Here is a 23486-nt window from a genome sequence, read left to right as displayed (position 1 = left end):
CACAGTGATGTAAAACATGTCTCAATGAGCAGCTTTATGAAGACGTTGGTACTTAGGCCGCGTGTTTTGCGGCCTTACGTACCACTACGTCTTCATCTAAGCGAGAGCGCGCTGCGAATGAACATGTTTTGCATCACGTCCTCATTGTCGAAAACTTGTGCAAATTGACGAATACCATTTTGTAAATGGGCTTTTGACACTCCACTCCTGTAAAACAAAAAAAGCAGGTACGTTATGTACCTGCAGCATTGATCCATACTATCCCATCAATCATAATCACTGTCAGATTTCATAACCTACACGAAAAACGGCCTTAGCCATACACATACAGCTAAAGCAGCACATCATCATATCTTCTGACATTCTATTTGTTTCTAATGCTGTATTTGCTGAGATTTTCATGCGGGTTCCTCCTCTTTTTTTTGATCATTCTTGATATTTTAAAATTTTTGCAGTCATTCGGGATACGTCCCTTATCGCCACAAGTTTTTATTATGATAACTTAACTATTTCAGATATGTCAACCTTTTTCTTTTATTTCAGAAATTCATATCATGAACGAAGCTCGAAACGCCTTGCCTGAGAGCAGCTCTGAACAGTTACAGAACTGCGTCGTAATCCATATCAAGCAGTTCCCCGAAGGACTGGATTGTCGTATATTCGCCCTCTACAGAGCCAAAACCATAACCTGCAAAGATCATAGGAATTCCTGCATCTTTGCATGCATTGGCATCTCCCTGTGTATCGCCGATATATACTGCCTTTTTCAGATTATTTCTTTCCATGATGATTCTGATATTATCAGCCTTAAGAAGTCCCGTATCTCCCGGGCAGGTAAAGTCGGTGATATATTCCCCCAGACCTGTATTTTCCAGGAATGCTTCAATATATCCTTCCTGACAGTTGCTGACAATGAAAAGCTTGTATCTTTTTGACAGTTCCTTTATTCCTTCGACCATGCCCTCATAATAGACGCATGGCGCCTTTGCGACTACTGCATTTTCATACTCATAGCAGTGAACCGCAAGCTGATCCTTCTTTTCCTTTTCCAGGCCGGGAAAAAGAGCATCCATAATTTCTTCCAGCGGTTTGCCGAAAAGCCCCATCAGCTCTTTGGCCGTAACCCGTCTTTCCAGATCGGAATTCTCCGCTATTGCCTGGTTCCAGGAGTCCGCAACCACCTCTGTTGAATCCCATAAAGTTCCATCTACATCAAATATTATACCATCCATAAATACTCCTTAACTAAAGTAATCTCACTGTTTTTTTTCATTTTCTATTATAATCGCTCAAAGAAATCATGTATATGGTTTATTGCGTCATCATGCATATCCAGATCATAGATCAGCTGCAGCAGCCCGAATCTGTTTCGCAGCTCTTTCGCATAGACGATGCTGTCTGCCAATGTCTGGTCGTCGACCTCCACCTGCTCAGGCTTATATTTCGCGCCCATGAGCTTCAGGCTTTCCACCAGACTCTCAGCTGAAGGGAGCTTTTTAATCTCTTCAAAAATCAGATCCGCATGTTTCATAAGCCCTTCCAGTTCGCCCCGGACTGTCTGATCTGCATTTTTTGATGCTAATCCTTCCAGCTCGATAACAGCATCCGCTGCCGGTCCATAAGCCTCTTTGATTCTGTTCATCCAGTCTGAATAGTCGAACTCCGGATTTCTACCGGCCTTTTTCAGGACCAGTTCCCGATTCTTCAATAAATAATCATATAATTCCAATCCAATGACTGTTCCGATTGCAACCTTGGTTCCATGCAGCTGGATTTTTTTGCCCGTCAGCAATGCCATCATTTCCCAGTAATGCGACAGGTGATGCTCGCTTCCGGATGCCGGCCTTGAATTTCCTATATAACTCATGGCAATTCCGGTCAGGACAAGCCCTTCCATTACAGAGCATATGGCCTCCTTGTCCCTTTCAACCACAGCTTCTATTGCCGAGGACACTTTTTCAATGGAAGTCCTCACCATCTGTTCCACATGCCCGCAATGGTATTCGCCCTTTATGATATGAGCCAGTCTCCAGTCCATTAAACACACATATTTTCCAAGGGCGTCTCCTACCCCTGCTGCTATCATCTCCATGGGCGCCTGGCTCAATACGTCAAGATCGCCGATAATGACTTTCGGCATTCCAACCTCGAAGGTCGTTTTTGCATGGTTGACGATCAGCGGCGCCACATTCGATGCAAATCCATCCATAGACGGGGCTGTCGCAATTATAAAATAGTCCGTCTTCAATTTATAGCTCATGAATTTGCAGATATCATTCAGGGTTCCTGATCCAACTGCAAGTATCAGATCGCAGTCCCGGCTGATTTCAATCAGCAGCTTTCCCATTGCCGCCTCGTCGGGCACGAGGAATGTGTCCTGAAAAACAATCTTTTCAAAAGGTATTCCCGCATGTTCCAAAATACCGTACAGCCTGATTTCCGCCGCTTTTTCCGTATTGATATCGGACACGATGCAGATATTCTTATACTCATATCTGCCTAATATTTCCGGCAGCTGTTCCAGAACATGATCGCCTATGATGATGTCCTCAACCTCACAGAAATGCGTCCTGCCGCACCCGCAAACAAATGCATCGCCCAATTCCTTGCTAAAATCAACTTTTTGCATGATCGTTTCCTCCAATTTCTTCACTGCACGTTCTGTTCCTATAACAGTAAAACTAGACCCTTCTCATGCTTTTGTCAAACACGGTTTCAAAATATTAATCATACTGTATAATTAATATTTTGATTTATTAATACCAGGGTCAAAAGGTCATGTGTTTCATGCTTGCATGAAAAAGCATGACTTTGAGACCCGCAAAAACATGAGAAAGTAGCCCGACAGGGCGGATTTCGAATGTTTTTTAGGATTGTGAGAGCACGAAGTGCGAAACAATCCGCAGGTATTAAGGGGGCAAAATACCTTTTGCCCCCAACATCACTTATTAACAGGGTAGGAGGAACTTCCCCTTTCAATAATTCTCGGTTCATATTCAACACGGTGCTGCAGAACCACTTCATCTTCACTCTTTCTGTTCTTCGAAAGTTCGATTTTTCTGATCAGCAGTTTGCAGGCTTCCCTGCCTTTGTGCGATGCATAATGGTCGATTGTGGTAAGATCGATACCCCGTATTTTAGAGAAAAGGATGTTGTCACATCCTATCACAGTGATATGTTCCGGGATTTTATACTTTTCTTCCAACAGGGCATCGCGGATACCCAGGGCTACCATGTCATTGACCCCAACAATGGCGGTAACATCGGGCACTTCCCTGATGAGCTCCATGGTAAGCTCGTATCCCGTCCTGTATTCCGAGTCCGCCCCCACAAGTATCCTGTTCATCTCGTCAGGCATGGTTTTAATTGATACCTTGTCCAATCCATTAATATTTTCAAACTCTTTACAGAACCCTTCCAATCTCCTTTTTCTTGCTGTCTGCTTTTCCGACAGGGGAGTCGTGACATAGGCTACTTTCCGATGCCCCAGCTCAATCAGCTTTTTCGCAATCATGCCTCCCAGCTTCCTGCTGTTCAGTTCCACCGCATCAATCCCCGGAACAGCATCCTTTTCCCCGATCAGCATAAGCGGAATCTTCTCATTCAGGCTCTGCATGTGCTCGACCGACGTGGGCGTGCAGGTGAAAAGAAGGCCGGAAGGCCGCAGCTTCTCAATCTGCCTGAGTATGCGGTCCTCAACTGTCTCATCACGCCTTGTATGGGCAATGAATACCGAATATTTATTCATATTTGCCACTTCCTCGATACCGTCTATTAACATATCATAATAGGAATTGCTCGAATGAGGGCAGACAACAAAAATAGTCTTTTTCATATTCGACTGTCTCTGTTTCGACTTTTTGCTTAACGAATATCCCAGTTCCTCTGCTGCTTTTTCAACCCGCTCTATGGTTTCTCGCGAAAAGGAGACATTGTACTTTCTGTTCAAAATCATGGAGACCGAAGCTTGGGAGACTCCGGCCTTTTTTGCTACATCTGATGAAGTTATATCTTTTTTGTTCAACCTTCCAGTTCCTTTCCCTGCCCTTTCGAAGATAAGGTTCACCAGCTTCGAAAAAAGCTTTTTCACTATATTTTATGATACCAGGGTCAAAAGGTCATGTGTTTCATGCTTGCATGAAAAAACATGACTTTGAGACCCACAAAACATGAGAAAGTAGCCCGAATAGGGCGGATTTTGAATGTTTTTAGGATTGTGAGAGCACAAAGTGCGTAACAATCCGTAGGTATCAGGGGGCAAAATACCTTTTGACCCCAACTCATTTTATATCAGTATACCATTTAACGGGTGGACTGTATGCCCCTTAAAATATCCGTATCAGATTTGTGACTATTCTGAACAGTTACTCAGATTTTCCAATTAATCCTTCATTTCAGGATGATCTGATCCGGAAAAGCCTCTTTTCTGGACACATTCCACATTTTGTCGATATAGGCCGTCGTATATACCTGTTCGATGTCGTGATATAGGTAGGATGCCTTCTCGGTGATCTCATAGACATTGCCTTTGCGCCGTACCATCCCTGCCTTTTCAGCAAGAAACAATTCAGGGCCGAACATCTTTTTCAGCGGCGTACCGATTATCTTTTCAAATTTGTCCATATTTATATGCATTGCATAGGTGCTCCAGAAAAGGTAATATGCAGCCCTCTGCCGCCTTGTAAACCTGATGGTGAGGGAGGTCGGAAGCCTGCCTGCGTTTATTCTCTCCAGGTAGCCTTCCAGGGAGAAGGTATTGATCTTGAAGCTTCCCCTTAAGAGTGAGGTTGCAGACAGTCCGAATCCGAGGAAGGCATCCCTGGTGATTGAAGAGTATTTTTCGGTTCCGGGCTTTGCAAAGGTCCAGACAGAAGTCCTCTCAATATGAATCTTTTTACAGTATTCATTCAGGTTTTTCAGCATCCGCTTCTTCACCTTTTCAGACATTGGCTTGTATTCATTATCTGCGAACGTAAAATCAATGAAAGGGTAGGTTGAGACCTGGGTAGCGCCGCAGTCGAAAGCCGTCCTGATGTCCTCTGCCAGGATTTCGTCAGTCTGCCCCGGTATTGCAAATATAAAATCCACATCGACCACATCAAATCCCGATGCTGCTGCAAGCCGTATTTTCTCCCTGAAGGAAGTGCCGCTCCTGCCCAGTTTGCGCAGGCATTCCTCGTTGAATGACTGGATTCCCAAACTGACCATGGTAACCCCGGCAGCCCTGAGTTTCTTCATATTCTCTTCTGTTATGTCACTTGGATGCAGTTCCACCCCGACTCCGCCTTCTATGTCAAAGTATTCCTTCAGCTTTTCGATGATGTCCTGGAGATCGTCGATCATCATCGCCGGAGTACCTCCTCCGAAATACAGGCTGGTTGCCTTTTTCCTGCCTTTCAGGTTTCTGCATGCAATATCGATTTCCTTGAGAAGTGCAAGTTTATACAAGTCTGCCCTCTGCTTATTGTATATCTCCTTGCAGTATGGACAGAAGCTGCACAGGGATCTGCAGAAGGGAATATGGACATAAAGCCCCAGGTCATCCAGGTTCTCGAATTTCAGAGTATTCGTATACCTTCCTTCAAACACAAAAGGCCTGAACGAACGCGTGAGGATTATTCTAAGTATTGATGTAAACAGCATCTCGGCAACCTCCTTCTTAGTCATACATATTTCTTTATGTTCAGAACCGCCGTCCATGAAATGTTAATATGCAGATTTTACATATAAACCCTGGTCACAGATATTTCATATATGTCCTGACCATATCAGCGATCACCCTGATATCACCGCCGAAAACCAGCGAATATTCTGCCGCAAACAGAAAGCCGCACTGGCTGCAGAGCCCCTGTATATCGATACATCTTCCGCAAGTCCACTGTTTTCCGTTCTCGATGATCACGCACTGGCTGCAAGGAGTTTTAAAGGTGTTTCTTATCACATATGGGAATGCGGTTCTGAGATTCAGAACCGGATATCCTGCATCCATCATTTTTCCAATCCTGCTGCAGCAATCCTGCTTTTCCCTTTTTGAGAGTTTCAGATACTCGGTACCAGGATAGGGTGTATGGAAATTAAAAGATACTGCCCTTACGTTCTTCATGCTCTTTGCCGTCCTGCAGACCTTTTCGATATCGTCCTTGTTTATCCTGTTTATGGCCATATAGAGGCAGATGTTATCCGATGTCGAGTTCCTAATGTTTGAAATTATCCGGTCATAGGTGTCCCCGCGTATTGCATTGTGCTTTTCCCTCCCGCCGTCAAGGCTTACCAGAATCAGATCAGCCTCAGGAATTGCAAGTGGAAATGTGCCGTTTGTAACGACATTCACAAGTGCGAAGCCCATGGTTTTCGCCTCAATCACCAGATTTCTGATCGTTCTTCCGCTGTCCTTCCACAGAAACGGTTCTCCGCCATAAAACAAAAGCACCCTTACGCCCTGGTCAAACAGGTTCTGCATATCTGCCCTGATGCGGGCATATGGGTAGAGTATGCCTGTAATATTGCTCACCGCACAGTGTCTGCAGGAAAGGTTGCATCTGTCTGTAACGATGATTGAGCCAATGACAGGCTTTTTCCTCTTAAAAATGACCGTAGTGATTCCTGCAAACGAAAGCTGTAGAAATGATCTGATTTTCATACTTCACCCCGTTCCACTGAAAGGAACTGCCCGGCCCCCGGGAATCTTCTCTCCCGGGCTATGCCGCGCAGCCTTATTTATCCCGCTATGTATTTTCTCCCTTTAGCTTAATTTTGCCTTCTTCTGTCTGAATTCTTTTGTATCGATTTCTCCTCTTGCATAGCGTTCGCGGATAATAGACATGGCAGGATCCCGGCCCTCGCCCGATTCTTCAGGCATCGGAACATATTTCTTAGCAATCCGTACAGCCATGACCATCGCCGCAGCCCAGAACAAAAGATACATCACCATTGAAACAAGCCCTATCCACCAGTTTTTCTCCGCTCCTGCCGGCTGACTTTTCGTCGAAAAAAAACGGCTGTTTTGTCCATAAAATGGATGCATATGTACACCTCCTCTGTGAATCGGCCCTGCTACGGAATAATCAGCACCTGGCCGACAAATATCAGGTTCGGATTTACAATCTTGTTTGACGTGACAAGCTGCTGCACAGTAACTTTGTATACCAGCGAAATTTTATACAGGGTATCCCCTGCTTTTACCGTATATTTTGTGACAGCTGGCGTCGTCGGAGTGACCGGTGTGACAGGCGTGACCGTTCCTCCTGTTCCAGGTATTGTCAGCACCTGGCCAACAAAAATCAGATTGATATTTGCTATTTTGTTTGCCGCTGCCAGCTGCTGAACGGTTACCCCGTATAATTTCGCAATTCTGTAAAGAGTATCGCCCGCTTTTACCGTACATTTTATTTCGGCTGACGGCGTGGTCGGAGTGGTCGGCGTAACCGGCGGCGTGGTTCCACCTGTTCCCGGAATCTGGAGCACCTGGCCTGTGTAAATGAGATTAATGTTGGCTATGTTGTTTGCTGCGGCTATCTGCTGCACGGTTACCCCGTATAATCTCGCTATCCTGTAAAGGGTATCTCCGGCTTTGACCACATACTGTACAGAGTTAGTGCTGAATCCCAGAAGCTCAGGTATCGTCACGAAACGGTATCCTGCCGTTTTAAGTCCGCTGATGATTCCCGGAAGCGCAGCCGGCGTATTAACAGCTCCGGAACCAGCATGCATCAGGATGATTGCTCCTGGAACTGCATTGCCAAGCACCTTCTGGGTCATTTCCGCTGCAGAACGTCCTTCCCAGTCAATGGTGTCGATTGTCCATGTAACGGTTTTTGTATACCCTGCCTCTCCCATAGCCTGCAGCACTCCGGCATTGTAGGCGCCGTATGGCGGTCTGAAATATGGCTTTGTTGTAAGGCCTGTGAGGTTCCTGATCAGGGCATCCGCCTTCTCAACCTCCGCCTTCATCTGTTCTGCAGTGATCTGGGTGAAATATGGGTGCGAGTATGTATGGTTTCCAATGGCATGTCCTTTTGCAATTATGTCTTTGATTTTCTGAGGGTGGGACTCTACAGCCTTTCCTGTCAGGAAAAAGGTTGCCTTTACGCCGTTGTCGGAAAGGATCTGGAGCAGGGCAGCTATATTCCCTCCATCATCGCCGTCGTCAAATGTCAGTGCAATCACCTTCTCTGTGGTATTCCCCTTTGAAACCAACTGGGATGCTTCTGCCGCTTTGGCCTCTGCAGCCGGATAGGCTGCTATCAGCATGAGCATCATAACTGTCAGCATTGCTGTCCATTTTCTAGTTAAGCTTTTCATACCTCCACCCGCTTTCTGAATGAAAAAGGTGCAAATCCGCTTAAAACTTTTCCGATTTTGCATCGCCACTTGTATTTTCCGCCAGCATCGATCAGTCGATCATCTGTGCTTCCGTTCCATCCCCTTTCATCCTGTAAAAATGTCCCATGATGCTCTTCATACCTTCCATACTGGCATCCGGGTTTGCATAATAATAGACCCACTCATCTATCAGCAGGATCAGTGACGCGCTGTCTTCCTGTACCATTGTTTTTTCCTGGCCGTCTGTTTTAATTCTGTATATGTTTCCGTCAACGATATCTGTATAGTAGATCCAGTCTCGGGAAACATTCAGGGCGCCATTTCCAATTTCCATTATCTGGGCCTTTTCAGTGCCATCCGCCTTCATCCTGTAAAGGACTAGCTTCTGCTCTGCCTCCTGGTATTCCCCCGTTGTACTGTCCGTTGTTCCCTCAGGCGTTTCATTTGCAATAAAGTAAACCAGGCCATCTGAAACAAAGAATCTTCCTGTTGCATCTTCATTCAGTCTTTCCGTGTCTTTTCCGTCCGTCTTCATCCTGTAGAGATTGCTGTGTTCATCGGCAGAGTCCACGTAATAGATCCAGCCGTCATACACAGTGAATTCATATGTCGTCTTTTCATACAGGACCTCTTTTCCAGTGCCGTCCGTCTTCATTCTGCAGATCTGGATAGCCCCGTCCTCAAGCATGCTGAAGTAGTAGATCCAGCCGCCGTCCACAATGACATTCACCGCCGTATCATCGCTGAGCCTGGTCCGCTCTGTACCGTCCGTCTTGATCTTATATATTCTCGCAGAGTCGGCATCATTTTCAGCCATGCTGGTCCGCAGATAATATACCCAGCCGTCTTCCACATTGATGAACATGGCAAAATCCTCGCATAACTCTATCTTTTCGGTTCCGTCAGTCTTCATCCTGGTAAGATGGCCGTCTTCGCCCGTCAGCACATTGTAGTATACCCAGCCGTCATCCCCTGCAGCAAGTCCTCCGTTTGAGATGTTGCTATGGTTTACCGGCTCCTGGCCATTTTCAACCTCTGTTTCTTCTACTGTCTCTTCTGCCGTCTCTTCCTTGGTTTCTTCTTTGGTTTCCTCTTTGGTCTCTTCCTCTGTTTCCTGTCCGTTTCCATCCGCGCCACATCCGGAAAAAGTTCCGGCAAGAAGCATGCATGCTGCAGTTATTGCAATGAATGTTTTCATCCTCATTTTGATTACCTCCTTAAGGAACGAAAAACTGTCACATCAATATCGGCAGCCATTCAGGACGTTATCCTTCCTGGTTACAGATATCGTAACTGTTCAGAACCCCTGTCTCGCGAGGTGTTTTTATGCTGAGTTTGCATAAAAACCCGAGATATGCGTGCGCCAAATTGCTGATTTTGCAATTTGTGTGCATCATTTGTGACTATGAAGGACGTAGTCCTGAATAGTTACAGATATCTTTCCACTCCGTCTATGGTGACCTTCGCAAATACAAGAGGTTTCTCTGCAGGTTTTTCCAGCGAAAATGAATATGCAGTTTTCAATATGGCCTCCGCCTTTGGGAACAAGCCCTCCGAGGATGCAAAAAGAACTGCAAGGGTATCGCCTTTCTCCACGTAATCCCCTGTCTTCTTTCTCAGAATCATTCCTGCAGTATAGTCGATTATGCTGTCCTTTGTCTCTCTTCCGGCACCGAGCACCATGGAAGCAATTCCGCATTGTTCTGTATCCATATGGCTTACATACCCTGACTGATCCGATTTTACTTCAAAACTGTATGGCGCCTCTGCAAATTCTCCGGGATCCAGAATCACTGAAGAATCGCCGTCCTGGGCTTCGACCATTTCCACCAGTTTCCTGAGGGCGCGCCCGCTTGAGACCGCATCTTCCGCGATTTTTCTGCATGCCCTGATTCCACCTTTACCTGCCAGATAAAGCATATTCGAAGCCAGTGTCAGGCACACCTCCGTCAGGTCATCCGGTCCCTGTCCGTGAAGCGTATCCACCGCCTCGATTACCTCCAGTGAATTTCCGATTGCATTGCCCAGCGGGATATCCATATCGGTAATGACCGCCATTGTCTGTCTTCCCGCCTGTTCTCCAATAGACACCATGCATTTTGCCAGCTCAATGGAATCCTCCAGATCCTTCATAAACGCACCGCTGCCTGTCTTTACATCCAGAAGTATGCAGTCGCTGCCTGAAGCCAGCTTCTTGCTCATGATGGATGCCGCAATCAGTGGAATGCTGTCAACGGTGCCTGTCACATCACGGAGGGCATAGAGCTTCTTGTCTGCCGGAGCAAGATTTCCTGACTGTCCGACCACACTGACCCCGACCCTGTTCACGATCTCACAGAACTTTTTCTGGTCTATTGCCGTCTTCATGCCCGGGATTGCCTCCAGCTTATCAATTGTTCCCCCCGTATGGCCAAGGCCCCGACCGGACATCTTAGCGACTTTCACGCCGCAGGCTGCAGCTACGGCTGCAATCACCAATGTCGTCTTGTCGCCGACACCGCCCGTGCTGTGCTTGTCTACCTTAACGCCTTCAATTGAGGAGAGATCCACCATGTCTCCAGAATGGGCCATTTCCATGGTAAGTGCTGTCGTCTCCTCCGCATTCATCCCCTGAAAGCAGATTGCCATGAGCATGGCGGACATCTGGTAATCGGGGATTTCGTCCGCCACGTATCCGCGGATCATCGCTCCGATTTCCTCCTTTGAAAGTGCCTTGCCGTTTTTCTTCTTCACAATCAAGTCATACATTCTCATGTTTTTTCTCCTTTTCATGCCCTGTCAGCTATCTGCCATACTCGTTTCCATTCAGCCTGCATTCTGCAAGCCGTTCTCCTTCATAGCGGAGTTTCAGCGAAAAGAACGGTTCGTCTTCTGCAAGCAGCTTCAGAAAGATTTTATCGCCTTCCCATAATTTCAGCTTATGGATTTCACTCTTTTGCACCCACTCCAGGATGCCTTCCCTGCAGGATGCATTCATACTGCCTTCGAAAGAATCCGCAGTATAGAGGCACATATATTCAGAGGGCCATTCATCCGATACAAAAGTGACGATTCCCCGGAATCTGAATGAAGTAAGGGTCAGACCTGACTCCTCCTTCACTTCTCTCAAAAGGCAGTCCTCGGGGCTTTCCCCTTCTTCAAATTTGCCGCCAAGCCCGATCCATTTATCCTTGTTCGGATCATTCGTTTTGGACACCCGGTGGAGCATCAGGTAGCAGTCGTCTTTTTCTATATAACAGAGGGTTGTAAGTATCATTCTTGTTATCCTTTCATGCAATTCTTCTAAACTGTACTTTCGGTTCTTTGCAGGTGCTCAGGGTTCTATATATATTCAGCATCATTTACCTCACAGACCAGTGTGCAGCACAATTTCTTTATATCTAAATATTACCATACTATCAGTTCTTTGTTAAGACAATAGAAGCTGTTTTCTGATAAACTAAAACAGAAAGTTACATAAATGCACAGTTATGAACCAACATTATGATGTTACGCCTGTGGAATACAGGCAGAAATACGTTTGAGCGCAATTAAGGAGGGCATCCCGGTTCCGGTCTGAAACCGGCATCGGGATGCCCTCCTTTTTGACATTAATATTTACATTTGCAATATTTTAGATCTTATGACAACCTAAGCGCCGGATCCACATCATATATATTCTCCAATGCAATCCTAAGCTCCCGCTTCCAGTCCATTTTCCCTTTCTTCATGCACCAGGTAGCCTGGTATCCCAGAAATGTATATGCCGAAGCCGTATATATGGCAAGCGGCTCATTGGGATTTCGTATCTGCCCCGCCTCCTGGGCCTTTGTGATGATGGACACTGCAAGATTTGTAAGTTTTTCCCTGAAATCATAACTTCCCCTGTCCTCTTTCAGATTCAGTATGAATAGCTGGCTTTGGAAATCAGGTCCGAGATTCATCGATTTGTCAATCAGGGTTTCAAAGCAGATCATCAGCTGTTCCCAGTGATTATCGGCCTCCAGAATATCCACAAATTTTTCAACAATGTCCGTTGCAACGGATTCATAGAAATCTGCAATAATGTCCTCTTTTGACTTGATATATGCATAGAAAGTTGGTTTGGAAATACCGCAGCTGCTGCATATATCGTTAACCGTCACTTTCTCATAACCGTATTCAGAAAAAAGCTCATTCGCTTTTCTTACTATTTCTTCTCTTGATATCTTATTAACCATATTTCCTCCTGCATAAATTTCACTTTCAACAGTATATACCATTTCTCCCAAAAGAAAAAGTATACATATTTTTTCAGGAAAGATTGTTAATTTTTTCTCATTTTTTTCATTTACAAGGTTTTCTTTTTATGTTATCTTTACCTTAGTAAAGCAATTCTTTACCAGAGTCAAATCACAGAAGGGAGATTCATTCATGTCCAGATTATTTGAAAAAACCATGATAGGCAGCATGAAGCTGAAGAACAGGATCGTTATGGGACCTATGGGTACCACCGGCGAAGCGGACGGCGCCTATAACATCGATGGAATCAATTATTTTGAAGAGCGCGCAAAAGGAGGTACCGGCTTAATCATTACCGGTGCAAACGTGGCAACCACAAAGTATGAGGACAGACCTTGTACAGAGCTCAGCAATTTTCACCATGTAGAACGTCTTAACATGCTTGTTGAACGATGCCACCACCATGGCGCAAAGGTATGTGTACAGGTATCACCAGGTCTTGGAAGGCAGGTATTCACTGATCCTTTTACACCTCCGTATTCAGCAGGCGACACTGCCCACTCTTTCTGGTTCCCGAACTTGAAATGCAAACCTTTTGAAATTGAAGATATTAAATATATTGTAGATAAAGTAGGATATTCCGCATGTCTGGCGAAATCAGCAGGCGCCGATGCTGTAGAGCTTCATGCTTACGGCGGATATCTTCTTGACCAGTTCCACTCCACTATGTGGAACAACCGTACAGATGAATATGGCGGAAGCCTGAGAAACAGGATGCGTTTCTCCCTCGAGTGCATCGAAGCGATCCGCAAATACTGCGGTCCTAAATTCCCGGTTCTCGTTAAATTCACCCCTTACCACGGAGTTCCAGGCGGACGCGAGCTTGAAGAAGGTTTAGAAATGGCTAAGATCTTCGAAGAAGCAGGCGTTGATGCGCTTCACGTGGATGTGGGATGCTACGAAGCATGGCACAAGGCAATCTCAACCGTATATGAAGAAGAAGGCCACCAGATGCACGTCGTCGAAGCTGTCAAGAAAATCGCAACCGTGCCTGTTCTCGGACAGGGAAAGATGTTCGACCCTGTAAAAGCAGAAGCTGCAGTGGCTGATGGAAAAACGGACTACATCGTTCTCGGACACCAGATGATTGCCGACCCTCATTGGGCAAACAAGGTTGCAGCAGGCGATGTAGCAGGCATCGTTCCATGTATCGGCTGCAACGAATGCCTCTATGCCGGATTCTCCGGAAAACATTATTACTGTGCTGTAAATCCTTTATGCTATGCAGAAAAGGAATTTGTCCTTCCGGCACCGGACGGAACAAAAAAATCAGTGCTTGTTATCGGCGGCGGCCCTGGCGGAATGTCTGCTGCAATTGCAGCTGCAAGAAGAGGCTTTGACGTGGAATTATGGGAGAAGACCAGCCGTTTAGGCGGAAACCTCTGGGCAGCAGGACTTCCTTCCTTCAAACACGACGTATTGAAATTGATCCAGTATATGGAAAGAGAAGTGCTTAAATTAGGCGTTAGCGTAAAGCTGAACAAAACTGCAACTGCAGAAGAAGCAGCAAACGGCAATTATGACAAAGTAATTCTTGCTGCCGGCTCCTCTTCCATCATGCCTCCAATCAAGGGAATCGAATTTGCTGCACCTTCCGACCTCTACCTGACTAACGTCAAAAAACCAGGCAAGAACGTAGTTGTAATCGGCGGCGGATTAGTAGGCTGCGAAGCTGCTGCCTACATGAAGGAAATGGCAGACGAAGTGACAATCGTAGAAATGATGGATGACATCCTTGCTTCTGCAGACCACAGCCTCAACTGTGACCAGGCATTAAGAACGATGCTCAAAGACAGAGATGTCAAGGTTGCGGCCGGAGCAAAGGTTACAGAAATCACAGAAGACAGTGTTTCCTATGAAAAAGACGGTACAGTAAACACCATACCTTGCGATACCGTAATCATCGCAGCAGGATACCGTTCAAACAACCAGTTAGAAGACGAGCTTGATGGAAAAGTGAAATCCCTTACGGTAGTAGGCGATGCACAGGCTCCAAGAAAGATTATGACAGCTGTGCATGAAGCTTATCATGCGATCCGTGTAATGTAAGTACTTGAACACTCCTTAAACACAAAAAGTATCCTGCAGGTTTTCAGTTAACCTGCAGGATACTTTTTTTTAGTAACGATTTAGTCCTACGTCCTTTATAGTCACAACGACTGGATAGCTACCTTTATTGTTCATGTCAAGGGAATATTAACTGGCATTAACTCCCTCACCACATGTTTTTTATATTACCCCCTTTTTCAGGTAGTCATGCTCATACTCCATAATCCTGTCCACCTTAGGTGCTGATCCGCCTCCTGCGAAATCGCAGTTCAGCCAGATATCGACCAGATATTTTGCAAGTTCAACGCCGATTACCCGTTCTCCCATGCACATGATCTGTGCATCGTTGCTCTTTCGTGACCGTTCTGTTGAAAATGGATCGTGGCATACCGCAGCTCTGATTCCCGGCACCTTGTTTGCCGTTATCGCCATGCCGATGCCTGTTCCGCAAACCAGGATCCCTCTTTCGAATTCCCCTTTTGCAACTGCTTCAGCTACTCTCACCGCTACGTCGGGATATAATACTACATCGCCTGCATCTGCTCCAAAATCTACCACTTCTATGTTCTTAGACTGAAGATGTTTCATAATCTCTACCTTGAGACTGTAAGCCGCTTCATCACATCCAATTGCTATTTTCATAATGCTTTTTCCTCCTGATCCTGCCTGATTGAAAACTGATGATCTAATAAAAGTTTATGCCGAAACTTCTTCAATTCCATCAGCCATGGCAGTAAGAATGATACTGCAAGAAGTTGCACCTGCATCCAGAACACCTCTTGAACGTTCGCCTAAGCGGCTTGAACGACCGAATTTTGCCACCATGTCCTTGGTTGAGTCTCTTCCTTCGGCTGCAGCTTTCTTCATTGCTGAAAGTGCTTCTTTATAGTCCTTTCCTTCGGCTGCTGCTGCTTTGATCGCATCCGCTGCAGGAGAAAGTGCATCTACAAGAGTCTTGTCGCCCACCTTTGCATCTACGATTCCGCAGAGGCCTGTGAGTCCTGCCGAAAGCATGTTTCCAAAGTCCGTAAGGGAAATTTCTTCCAGGTCTTCCCCGGCTTCTGCCATTTCCATCAGGATGGTTCCGTAGATCGGCCCCATAGATCCGCCGATTTCATTCAACAGGATCATCCCCAGTTCTTCCAGCCCTTCTGTAAAGGAAAATTCTTTGTCCGCAAAACGGCTTTCGAATACTGAAAATCCCTTATTCATGTTCATTCCATGGTCTCCGTCTCCGATCAGGCCATCGACTTCTCCAAGATATGCTTTATTGTCCTGGATTGCTTTTACCATTTTAAGCAATACTTTTTTTCCATCTGCATTTTTGAATGTGCTCATAGTGATTACCTCTTTCTATATATGATTCAAAACCTTTTTCCATTAGTTTCTTCCCTTTTAACGTACTTATGCTCCCCGTCAAAGCGGGTATGAACAAACAGCTCCTCTGTTTGCTCATATCCTTATTACCACTTCGTGGTATTTTAGAACTGCTTTAATCCCATGCTGTTTGCAGGCATATCGATCAGTTCTTTCAGTTCCTCATCGACTTTCATCATGGTCAGGGTTGCTCCCATCATTTCGAGTGATGTGAAGTAATTTCCGACATAGGAGCGGTGTGTTTTGATTCCCTTTTCTGTCAGGAGCCTGTCGATTTCATCATAGAGCACGTATAATTCCATGATCGGCGTAGCGCCGAGTCCTGAAACCAGCACGACCACTTCGTCCCCTGCCACAAAAGGATAATCCGGAACTACTACATCCACCATTCTCTTTGCCATCTGGGCAGCTGTTTCCAGTGCACATACTTCGATTCCTGGTTCTCCGTGGTGTCCGATTCCCACTTCCATGGTTCCGTCTTTAATCTCGAAGTTCGGGTGTCCCACTGCAGGGAGCGTACATGGAGTGAGACCGATTCCAACGCTTCTTGTATTGTCGATGGCTTTCTGGGCTGCCGCAATTACTTCATCCAGGGTTGCGCCTTTGGCAGCTTTGGCGCCTCCGACTTTCCACATAAGCACTTCTCCTGCAACACCGCGGCGTTTTTCACACTGGTCCTTTGGTGCTGAGGCAACGTCATCATTGGCCACTACGGTCTTTACTTCAAGTCCGGCTTTTTTCGCCATTTTGACTGCCATTTTTACGTTCATGTTGTCGCCTGAATAGTTTCCATACAGACATGCAATGCCTTTTCCTCCGTCAGCCGCCTTGAATGCATCCAGGAATGCTGCCGCTGTAGGTGAGGAACAGATTTCGCCGACTGCCACCGCATCACATAAGTTTTCTCCTACATATCCGATAAATGCAGGCTTGTGGCCTGAGCCGCCGCCCGTTACCACACCAACCCGGTCAACCGGAGCCTTTACGGCTCTGACCACACGAGGGTTGTCTGTCTTTACGACTATATCACTATGGGTTTTCAAAAACCCTTTCAGCATTTCATCAACTATATTATCTGGATCGTTAAATATTCTCTGCATATTCTTTCCTCTTCCCCTGACAGATTCCATCTATTTTTGTTTTCAATACTGTCCGGCTCTGTCAGCTGCGGGACAGCATTTGGTTTTCAATGTTTTTTTGCTTTTCATAACTTTATATAATCGTATTCTACGTTTGAATTCGTATTTAAGAACAGCTATTTGATTGTGAAGCCGCCGTCTATTAAAAGGTTGTGTCCTGTGATCATTCCGGCAGCTCCGCTGCATAAGAATGCAATCGTGCCTGCAATTTCATCTGGTTCTGCAAAACGTTTGGATGGCATTTCCTGTTTGAATGCATCTCCTACTGGACCGCCCCATGCTTTCTTTCCAAGTTCCGTCAGTACGACTGTCGGGGATACGCAGTTGACACGGATTCCATATTCACCCCATTCAAGAGCCATCACTTTTGTCATTGCTATGATCGCACCTTTGCTTGCGCAGTAGGCAACATGTTTGTCCAAAGCGATAACACCTGCCTGTGATGCCATATTCACGATTGATCCGGGCCTTTTATTGTCGATCAGATATTTTCCTACAGCCTGGGCCATCATAAAAGTTGATTTCAGATTGATCTCCATTGTCTTGTCCCACATGCTTTCGCTGATAACTTCAGCATCATCAAGGGCTACAATTCCTGCACTGTTAACAAGGATGTCAATGCCTCCGAATCTGGCAACCGTCTCCTCAATTACTTTCCTGCGGTATGCTCCGTCTGTAATGTCGCCTGATATTCCGATGCAGTCAGCGCCAAGGCCTTTTGCTATCTTGTCTGCTTCCGGATTCAAATCCGCCAGTACAAGATTAGCTCCTTTTGCTGCAAAGAATTCAGCCGTTGCAAAGCCAATACCTGCCGCACCTCCAGTTATGATTGCTGTTTTTCCTTTTAATGAATATTCCGTATCCGCTCCGTAATATGGTAACATAACAATTCCTCCTTATTATTCGACTGCTGCTATTCTTTAAGTTCCCATCTTTTCTTTTTATCATCCGGGGCATTTCCAACAGAATCCCCGGATGATGATTGCTTCTTATTTCTTTTTCAGCCTTATACTTCCTGGCTACTGCGCCCTTTTCTTGAATTCTGCGACGTTGTCTTTTGTAACAGGTTCAAAATCAATCCAGTATTCTTTGTCAACTGTTTCGCCATTGATTGCATTGATCAGGACTTCAACAGCCTTGCTTCCCTGTCCTGCTCCATCCTGGAAGATTGAAGCAACCATGTCGCCGCTTTCTACTGCATTAAGGGCATCTGTGATACCGTCAACGCCGATAACCGGGATGTCGAGGCCTTTTGCTTTGATTGCTTCTCTTGCACCTAAAGCCATTTCATCATTTTCAGCGATAACTGCATCTACATTGTCGAATGCATTTAACCAGTTTTCCATGATTGTCATAGATTCTGATCTTGACCAGTTTGCTGTTTTTTCAGCAAGCACTTTGATTCCTGTGTTTTTGTCTAAAATATTCTGGATACCTTCACGGCGTTCGATCTGTGCCGACTGGCCAAGAGGTCCTTCGATGATTACACAGTTGAATGTGTCACCAATTAAATCTACAATGTACTGTGTTTCAAGTTCGCCGGCATATACGTCCTGCGATCCGACATAGCTTGTCAGTTTGTCGCTCTTTACACGGGTATTTACGCCTACTACAGGGATTCCTGCTGCAACTGCCTTATCAACGCCAACTGCAAGTGCCTCTGCATCCTGAGGATTTAATACAATACCGTCCACACCGTCTGAAATCATTGTTTCAATCTGGCTGATCTGGGTGCTTGGGTCATAGTTTCCGTCGTAAATTTTCAGTTCGACGCCCAGTTCTTCTGCTTTTGCCGTTGCTGCATTTGCAAGTCGGACTGTGAATTCATTTTTAAGGCTGTAAAGGGTCATGCCGATTACAATTTTGTCATCACCTGATTCGCCTGATGTCTCTTCCGTTTTGCTGTCTGATGTATCTGCTTTCTCTTCGCTTGCACATCCAACAAGTCCACCTAACATCATTACCGTAAGTGCCAGTGCCATACCTTTTTTAAACATTCTCATAAAATTTTCCTCCTCTGGATAATTATATTCTGAACGAATCATCTATCATGATTTCGTTTCATTCAATGAGTCAAGTAAAACTGCAATAATAATGATGCTTCCTTTGATTACCAGCTGCCAGTATGATGATACCGCCATCATATCGAGGCCATTGTTCATAACACCGATGATCAGGAAACCGACGATTGTTCCCCAAAGACGTCCGCGTCCGCCTGCAAGGCTGTTGCCGCCTATAACTGCTGCTGCTATTGCGTCTGTCTCATAGTTCTGGCCGCTCTGTGCAAGGCCTGATGTAACACGTGAAGTAAGGATTACACCTGCAAGGCCGGCTAAAAGGCCTGAAATCATATATACTGAGCAGATAATCTGTTTAACTTTAACTCCTGATACCCTTGCTGACATCTGGTTACCGCCAGTTGCAAATACATATCTTCCGTATCTGCATCTGTATAAAAGCAGAAAACAGATGCCCAATACAACTGCCAGTATGATTACGGGAGTCGGAATAGGTCCGACGCTGCCTCCTCCGATTTTCAGAAATCCTTCACTGAGTCCCGGCACCGGTCTGGCATCACTTGCCATGTAGGTGATGCCCCTTGCGATGCTTAACGTTCCAAGGGTTGCTATGAAGGCCGGAACCTTCAAATATGAGATGATTACGCCGTTCAAGGTTCCTAACAGAAGGCCTACCCCGAGTCCTACAAGCACTGCAAGGTACCACGGAAGCCCTGTTTCTGTTCTTGCTACAAGTGCCGCGAACATGCCTGATGCACCGACGATTGAACCGACCGAAAGGTCAATTCCTCCTGTGAGTACTACAAATGTCATGCCGATTGCCAGGAGACCATTAATGGATGCCTGACGGAGCAGGTTTAAAATATTGTCAACTGATAAAAATTTAGGTTTCAGTATTGCTATGATGATTACGATGCCAACCAGTCCGCAAAGTGTTCCATACTGTGACGTAAATCCTTTTAGATTGATTTTTCTTTCCACTTTTTCTGTCTTTTCTATTTTTTCTGTCTTTTCTATTTTTTCTGTCTTTTCCATTATTTCCACCTCATTCTATGTTATATGTTGGATACCGCATAGCTCATGATTCTTTCCTGCTCGAATTCTTCCCGGCCAAGTTCTCCGCCGTGCAGTCCGTTGCTCAATACGATTATCCTGTCTGACATGCCCATTACTTCCGGCATTTCCGAGGAAATCATGATGATGGAATTTCCCTTTGCAACATATTCGCACATGAGTCTGTATATTTCCGATTTTGCCCCGACGTCAATTCCTCTTGTCGGTTCATCCAGAATCATAAGCTTAGGATTTTTCATCATCCATTTTGCCAGAACCACTTTCTGCTGATTGCCGCCTGATAACGAACCTACAAGCTGCCTCGGGCTGTGAACCTTGATCCTCAATGCCTTGATCTGCTCCTCAATAATCCGCTTCTCTTCCTGCAGCAGTATGCCAAGACCTTTGCTGAGTGTTTTCATGGAAGCCAGCGTTATGTTCTGTCCGACCCCCATCTGGAGAAACAGTCCTTCATTTTTCCTGTCCTCTGTGACATATGCGATTCCGTTGTCAATTGCATCCTGAGGCGTATGTATCTCTATGTGTCTGCCTTCCATGTAGATCTCACCGGTGTCCGGAGGTACAAGTCCGAATATGGAATTCATGACCTCTGTCCTTCCAGCTCCCACCAGCCCGGCAAAACCTACGATTTCACCTTTTCTCACTTCAAAATTGATATCCTTGAATTTGTTTTTCAAAGAGAAATTTTTTACTTCCAATAGAACTTCGCCTATCGGCACCTTAACCTTCGGGAATACATCCTTCAGTTCGCGGCCAACCATATTTTTGATCAGGATATCATTGTTAATATCCTTTGCCTGCCAGGAATTGATATAGGTCCCATCCCTGAGAACGGTTATTTCATCTGCAATCCTGAAGATTTCATCCATCTTGTGGGAAATGTATATAATTCCCTTTCCCTGCTTTTTCAGATTTTCGATAATCTTGAAAAGGTTATCCACTTCCTTATCTGCGATTGCCGAAGTAGGTTCATCCATGATGATGATTTTTGCATTGAAGGAAATCGCTTTTGCAATTTCAATCAGCTGCTGGTCTGCAACCTTTAACGTACCGACCTTTGCTCTTGGATCGATGTTTACATGAAGGCTCTTTAACAGTTCCTCTGTCCTGTCATACATTTCGCTGTAGTCCATAAAGAATCTGGATCCCGGTTCCCTGCCCAGGAATATGTTTTCTGCAACCGTCATCTGAGGTATTGCAGATAATTCCTGATGAATCATTGCCACCCCTAAATTCTGTGAATCTGTAGGTGATTCTATGGATACCTTTTCCCCATCTATGAATATCTCTCCGCCGTCACTCTTGTAGATTCCAGCGAGTATCTTCATCATTGTTGATTTTCCGGCACCATTTTCGCCCATTAATGCGTGAACTGTTCCGTGCTTTAATGAAAACTGGATGCCGTTCAAAACCTTGACAGTGTTGAAACTTTTCTCAATATTTTTCATTTCCAACAAACTCAAAACAATCACCCCTCTCTGTTAGATTTATTTATGTCTAACTTGTTTTTGTATACTCATTATATAATTTGCGGAGAGGAAAATTGGTTTGATATTTGATAATAAGGTTTCAATTTTCATTTTATAGTTTAATATTTAACAATGCTTAATCCTATGAGAGAAAAAAACCGCCAGAAACAGGAGATACCAGTTTCTAGCGGTTTCAAATCTATTCTTTGATTATTTTTTCCCTGTAGCTTTTAGGGCTTTCCCCCGCAACTTTCTTGAATACCACTGAAAAATATTTCGAATTCGGGTATCCGCACAATTCTCCGACCTGCTGTATCGGAACAGTACTGTCTCCAAGGAGCTTCTTTGCTATTTTGATACGCTCATTAGTGATGTAGGAATTGAAATTGTCATTCGTCCCCTTCTTAAATAAAGTGCTGATATATCCGGGAGTCCTGGAAAAACGGTCTGCCACAATGTTCAGGTCCAGTTCCTTTGTGATATTCTCCTGCATGTACCTTAAAATCTCCGCCATCAGCTTCCTGTTTGAAACATCATTTTCCCCTTTCCCAGCCATCTCCTGTATCTGCTCGATGGAATCCCTGACTTCCTTTTTCAGTTCGGAAATGCTCCATAATTCGCTGAATGACTTGATTTTCCTGACCGGCTGATTATCCAGATATTCATAATGGCCTATCTGGTTATAAATAATCTGGCCAAAGTCCCTGTAGGCGGACTCTGCCGTTTTCAGCGCATTCTGGGACTTAGGCTCTCGTGTCAGGAATTCGAACACATTAGCCACCTGTATTGGATTCGCATCTTCTATTGGTTTTAGCAGCTTTTCAATACCCAGGAATTTATACTCCGGTCCCCTTGGGATTTCCGCGTACAGTTCGACATTGTCGCTGCCCCCGTATAGTTTGAAATTCACTGCCCAAAGCGCATGCCTGAGGGATTTATGAAGATGCAGCGAATCATAGGAAACATCCCCTAGTCCGATAAAGACATCGGTTTTGCAGTATTCTTTCACAAGATTTCCAGCTTTTCTCAACAGTTTTCTTTTCGGCTCCTGAAGCACCTTCTGCTCTGTCCCTTCGAATATGACCACCGCTTTGCCCCGCGCGTATTTCACGGTAACGACACCATCTGTATCCTGCATATTCAGATATTCATCCAATATGTTCTTTACTGCAAAATCGATATAATCTTCATTTTCCTCACTTACCCTGTACTGGACCACGGCACAGGCAAAAAGCATGGGCTGGAATGTCATACCAAGGGATTTCAATTTATCAAGATACTGTGAGGCCTCCTCTTTTGTCACACAGTTCAAAAGACCTACCAAAAAGTCATGCTTGAGCTGATTCATGATTTTATTGTTTTCAACATTCCTGATGATTTCTTCTTTGGTCCGGGTCTCAACGCTCTTGATGTCCGTCACATACTGTTTGATGAGGGCTATAAATTCCGGTTTTTTTATGGGTTTCAGGACATATTCCTTCACCCCCAGCTTGATTGCGTTTCTGGCATATTCAAAATTCTCGTATCCTGAAAGGATGATTACCGTCGCCGTACTGTCCGTTTCGTTGAGGGCCTGTATGAATTCAAGTCCGCTGCGCCCCGGCATGCTTATGTCAGTAATAATCAGATTCGGCTGTTCGCTTTTAGCAAGTTCAAGGGCCTCTATCCCATTCCTTGCCTCAAAGCACTCTACCTCTTCCTCCAAATCACGCTGCAGGATTGCTATAATACCTTTTCGAATAAACTTTTCATCATCGGCAACAAGTATCTTAAACATT

General features: G+C 45.2%; 20 protein-coding genes. 1 reads left to right on the top strand and 19 read right to left on the bottom strand.

Translation table 11 applies throughout. The features are described from left to right. Positions 1 to 599: 599 nt before the first annotated feature. The 11 genes from BJR36_RS09985 to BJR36_RS09935 form a co-directional block, all read right to left on the bottom strand. Positions 600 to 1232, bottom strand: coding sequence for an HAD family hydrolase (locus BJR36_RS09985; protein ID WP_091233558.1), 633 nt, complete (start codon positions 1230 to 1232; stop codon positions 600 to 602). 47 nt (positions 1233 to 1279) lie between these two features. Further along, positions 1280 to 2629: a sn-glycerol-1-phosphate dehydrogenase gene (locus BJR36_RS09980; RefSeq protein WP_091233556.1), complete on the bottom strand. Its 1350-nt coding sequence runs from the start codon at positions 2627 to 2629 to the stop codon at positions 1280 to 1282. A 312-nt stretch (positions 2630 to 2941) separates the two neighbouring features. Continuing rightward, positions 2942 to 4090: a LacI family DNA-binding transcriptional regulator gene (locus BJR36_RS09975; protein ID WP_242875520.1), complete on the bottom strand. Its 1149-nt coding sequence runs from the start codon at positions 4088 to 4090 to the stop codon at positions 2942 to 2944. 299 nt (positions 4091 to 4389) lie between these two features. Further along, on the bottom strand, positions 4390 to 5643 hold the full coding sequence (locus BJR36_RS09970) for a coproporphyrinogen-III oxidase family protein (protein ID WP_091233554.1): 1254 nt from the start codon (positions 5641 to 5643) through the stop codon (positions 4390 to 4392). A 94-nt stretch (positions 5644 to 5737) separates the two neighbouring features. After that, positions 5738 to 6640, bottom strand: a complete 903-nt coding sequence (locus BJR36_RS09965) for a radical SAM protein (RefSeq protein ID WP_091233552.1) — start codon at positions 6638 to 6640, stop codon at positions 5738 to 5740. Between the two features lie 102 nt (positions 6641 to 6742). Continuing rightward, a complete protein-coding gene (locus BJR36_RS09960; RefSeq protein WP_091233549.1) occupies positions 6743 to 7024 on the bottom strand; it encodes an SHOCT domain-containing protein in 282 nt (93 codons plus the stop codon). 29 nt (positions 7025 to 7053) lie between these two features. Continuing rightward, positions 7054 to 8301 (bottom strand): LysM peptidoglycan-binding domain-containing protein, encoded by a 1248-nt coding sequence (locus BJR36_RS09955; protein ID WP_207648848.1) that lies wholly within the window; start codon positions 8299 to 8301, stop codon positions 7054 to 7056. Between the two features lie 91 nt (positions 8302 to 8392). After that, entirely contained in the window at positions 8393 to 9526 is a 1134-nt protein-coding gene (locus BJR36_RS09950) for a DUF5050 domain-containing protein (protein WP_091233544.1), read from the bottom strand. A 224-nt stretch (positions 9527 to 9750) separates the two neighbouring features. After that, entirely contained in the window at positions 9751 to 11076 is a 1326-nt protein-coding gene (locus tag BJR36_RS09945; RefSeq protein ID WP_091233541.1) for a pyrimidine-nucleoside phosphorylase, read from the bottom strand. Between the two features lie 28 nt (positions 11077 to 11104). Next, on the bottom strand, positions 11105 to 11578 hold the full coding sequence (locus tag BJR36_RS09940; protein ID WP_091233539.1) for an NUDIX hydrolase: 474 nt from the start codon (positions 11576 to 11578) through the stop codon (positions 11105 to 11107). 364 nt (positions 11579 to 11942) lie between these two features. Next, the gene (locus tag BJR36_RS09935; RefSeq protein WP_091233592.1) at positions 11943 to 12521 is read right to left on the bottom strand and encodes a TetR/AcrR family transcriptional regulator; all 579 of its coding nucleotides are present in this window, start codon (positions 12519 to 12521) and stop codon (positions 11943 to 11945) included. 193 nt (positions 12522 to 12714) lie between these two features. On the opposite strand from BJR36_RS09935, the gene BJR36_RS09930 reads away from it, so the two are divergent. After that, positions 12715 to 14631 carry an NAD(P)/FAD-dependent oxidoreductase gene (locus BJR36_RS09930; RefSeq protein WP_091233536.1) on the top strand — a complete coding sequence of 639 codons (1917 nt, stop codon included), beginning with the start codon at positions 12715 to 12717 and terminating at the stop codon, positions 14629 to 14631. A gap of 180 nt (positions 14632 to 14811) precedes the next feature. On the opposite strand, the gene rpiB is transcribed toward BJR36_RS09930, so the two are convergent. The 8 genes from rpiB to BJR36_RS09890 all read right to left on the bottom strand — a co-directional run bounded on the left by rpiB (position 14812) and on the right by BJR36_RS09890 (position 23485). Then, on the bottom strand, positions 14812 to 15273 hold the full coding sequence (gene rpiB, locus BJR36_RS09925; RefSeq protein ID WP_091233534.1) for a ribose 5-phosphate isomerase B: 462 nt from the start codon (positions 15271 to 15273) through the stop codon (positions 14812 to 14814). Between the two features lie 54 nt (positions 15274 to 15327). Beyond that, complete coding sequence (dhaL, locus tag BJR36_RS09920; RefSeq protein ID WP_091233531.1) at positions 15328 to 15969, bottom strand: dihydroxyacetone kinase subunit DhaL; 642 nt, start codon at positions 15967 to 15969, stop codon at positions 15328 to 15330. A 143-nt stretch (positions 15970 to 16112) separates the two neighbouring features. Next, positions 16113 to 17108 (bottom strand): dihydroxyacetone kinase subunit DhaK, encoded by a 996-nt coding sequence (locus BJR36_RS09915; RefSeq protein ID WP_091233528.1) that lies wholly within the window; start codon positions 17106 to 17108, stop codon positions 16113 to 16115. 155 nt (positions 17109 to 17263) lie between these two features. Further along, positions 17264 to 18031: a GolD/DthD family dehydrogenase gene (locus tag BJR36_RS09910; protein WP_091233525.1), complete on the bottom strand. Its 768-nt coding sequence runs from the start codon at positions 18029 to 18031 to the stop codon at positions 17264 to 17266. Between the two features lie 135 nt (positions 18032 to 18166). After that, the gene (locus BJR36_RS09905) at positions 18167 to 19150 is read right to left on the bottom strand and encodes a substrate-binding domain-containing protein (protein ID WP_091233522.1); all 984 of its coding nucleotides are present in this window, start codon (positions 19148 to 19150) and stop codon (positions 18167 to 18169) included. 45 nt (positions 19151 to 19195) lie between these two features. Next, positions 19196 to 20200, bottom strand: coding sequence for an ABC transporter permease (locus BJR36_RS09900; protein ID WP_091233519.1), 1005 nt, complete (start codon positions 20198 to 20200; stop codon positions 19196 to 19198). A 20-nt stretch (positions 20201 to 20220) separates the two neighbouring features. Next, complete coding sequence (locus BJR36_RS09895; protein ID WP_207648850.1) at positions 20221 to 21687, bottom strand: sugar ABC transporter ATP-binding protein; 1467 nt, start codon at positions 21685 to 21687, stop codon at positions 20221 to 20223. Between the two features lie 220 nt (positions 21688 to 21907). After that, positions 21908 to 23485 (bottom strand): response regulator transcription factor, encoded by a 1578-nt coding sequence (locus BJR36_RS09890; protein WP_091233513.1) that lies wholly within the window; start codon positions 23483 to 23485, stop codon positions 21908 to 21910. Position 23486 lies beyond the last annotated feature (1 nt).

Origin of the sequence: Anaerobium acetethylicum, assembly GCF_900096945.1 — a bacterium.
In the GTDB taxonomy this organism is placed as follows: Bacteria; Bacillota; Clostridia; order Lachnospirales; family Lachnospiraceae; genus Anaerobium; species Anaerobium acetethylicum.
This window is presented reverse-complemented; position numbering and strand designations above follow the sequence as displayed.

Excerpts from the sequence above, each read along its gene's own strand:
- BJR36_RS09985 (WP_091233558.1), bottom strand. The coding sequence starts at position 1,232 with ATGGATGGTATAATATTTGATGTAGATGGAACTTTATGGGATTCAACA.
- BJR36_RS09980 (WP_091233556.1), bottom strand. The coding sequence starts at position 2,629 with ATGCAAAAAGTTGATTTTAGCAAGGAATTGGGCGATGCATTTGTTTGC.
- BJR36_RS09970 (WP_091233554.1), bottom strand. The coding sequence starts at position 5,643 with ATGCTGTTTACATCAATACTTAGAATAATCCTCACGCGTTCGTTCAGG.
- BJR36_RS09965 (WP_091233552.1), bottom strand. The coding sequence starts at position 6,640 with ATGAAAATCAGATCATTTCTACAGCTTTCGTTTGCAGGAATCACTACG.
- BJR36_RS09960 (WP_091233549.1), bottom strand. The coding sequence starts at position 7,024 with ATGCATCCATTTTATGGACAAAACAGCCGTTTTTTTTCGACGAAAAGT.
- BJR36_RS09955 (WP_207648848.1), bottom strand. The coding sequence starts at position 8,301 with ATGAAAAGCTTAACTAGAAAATGGACAGCAATGCTGACAGTTATGATG.
- BJR36_RS09950 (WP_091233544.1), bottom strand. The coding sequence starts at position 9,526 with ATGAGGATGAAAACATTCATTGCAATAACTGCAGCATGCATGCTTCTT.
- BJR36_RS09945 (WP_091233541.1), bottom strand. The coding sequence starts at position 11,076 with ATGAGAATGTATGACTTGATTGTGAAGAAGAAAAACGGCAAGGCACTT.
- BJR36_RS09940 (WP_091233539.1), bottom strand. The coding sequence starts at position 11,578 with ATGATACTTACAACCCTCTGTTATATAGAAAAAGACGACTGCTACCTG.
- BJR36_RS09935 (WP_091233592.1), bottom strand. The coding sequence starts at position 12,521 with ATGGTTAATAAGATATCAAGAGAAGAAATAGTAAGAAAAGCGAATGAG.
- BJR36_RS09930 (WP_091233536.1), top strand. The coding sequence starts at position 12,715 with ATGTCCAGATTATTTGAAAAAACCATGATAGGCAGCATGAAGCTGAAG.
- rpiB (WP_091233534.1), bottom strand. The coding sequence starts at position 15,273 with ATGAAAATAGCAATTGGATGTGATGAAGCGGCTTACAGTCTCAAGGTA.
- dhaL (WP_091233531.1), bottom strand. The coding sequence starts at position 15,969 with ATGAGCACATTCAAAAATGCAGATGGAAAAAAAGTATTGCTTAAAATG.
- BJR36_RS09915 (WP_091233528.1), bottom strand. The coding sequence starts at position 17,108 with ATGCAGAGAATATTTAACGATCCAGATAATATAGTTGATGAAATGCTG.
- BJR36_RS09910 (WP_091233525.1), bottom strand. The coding sequence starts at position 18,031 with ATGTTACCATATTACGGAGCGGATACGGAATATTCATTAAAAGGAAAA.
- BJR36_RS09905 (WP_091233522.1), bottom strand. The coding sequence starts at position 19,150 with ATGAGAATGTTTAAAAAAGGTATGGCACTGGCACTTACGGTAATGATG.
- BJR36_RS09900 (WP_091233519.1), bottom strand. The coding sequence starts at position 20,200 with ATGGAAAAGACAGAAAAAATAGAAAAGACAGAAAAAATAGAAAAGACA.
- BJR36_RS09895 (WP_207648850.1), bottom strand. The coding sequence starts at position 21,687 with ATGAAAAATATTGAGAAAAGTTTCAACACTGTCAAGGTTTTGAACGGC.
- BJR36_RS09890 (WP_091233513.1), bottom strand. The coding sequence starts at position 23,485 with ATGTTTAAGATACTTGTTGCCGATGATGAAAAGTTTATTCGAAAAGGT.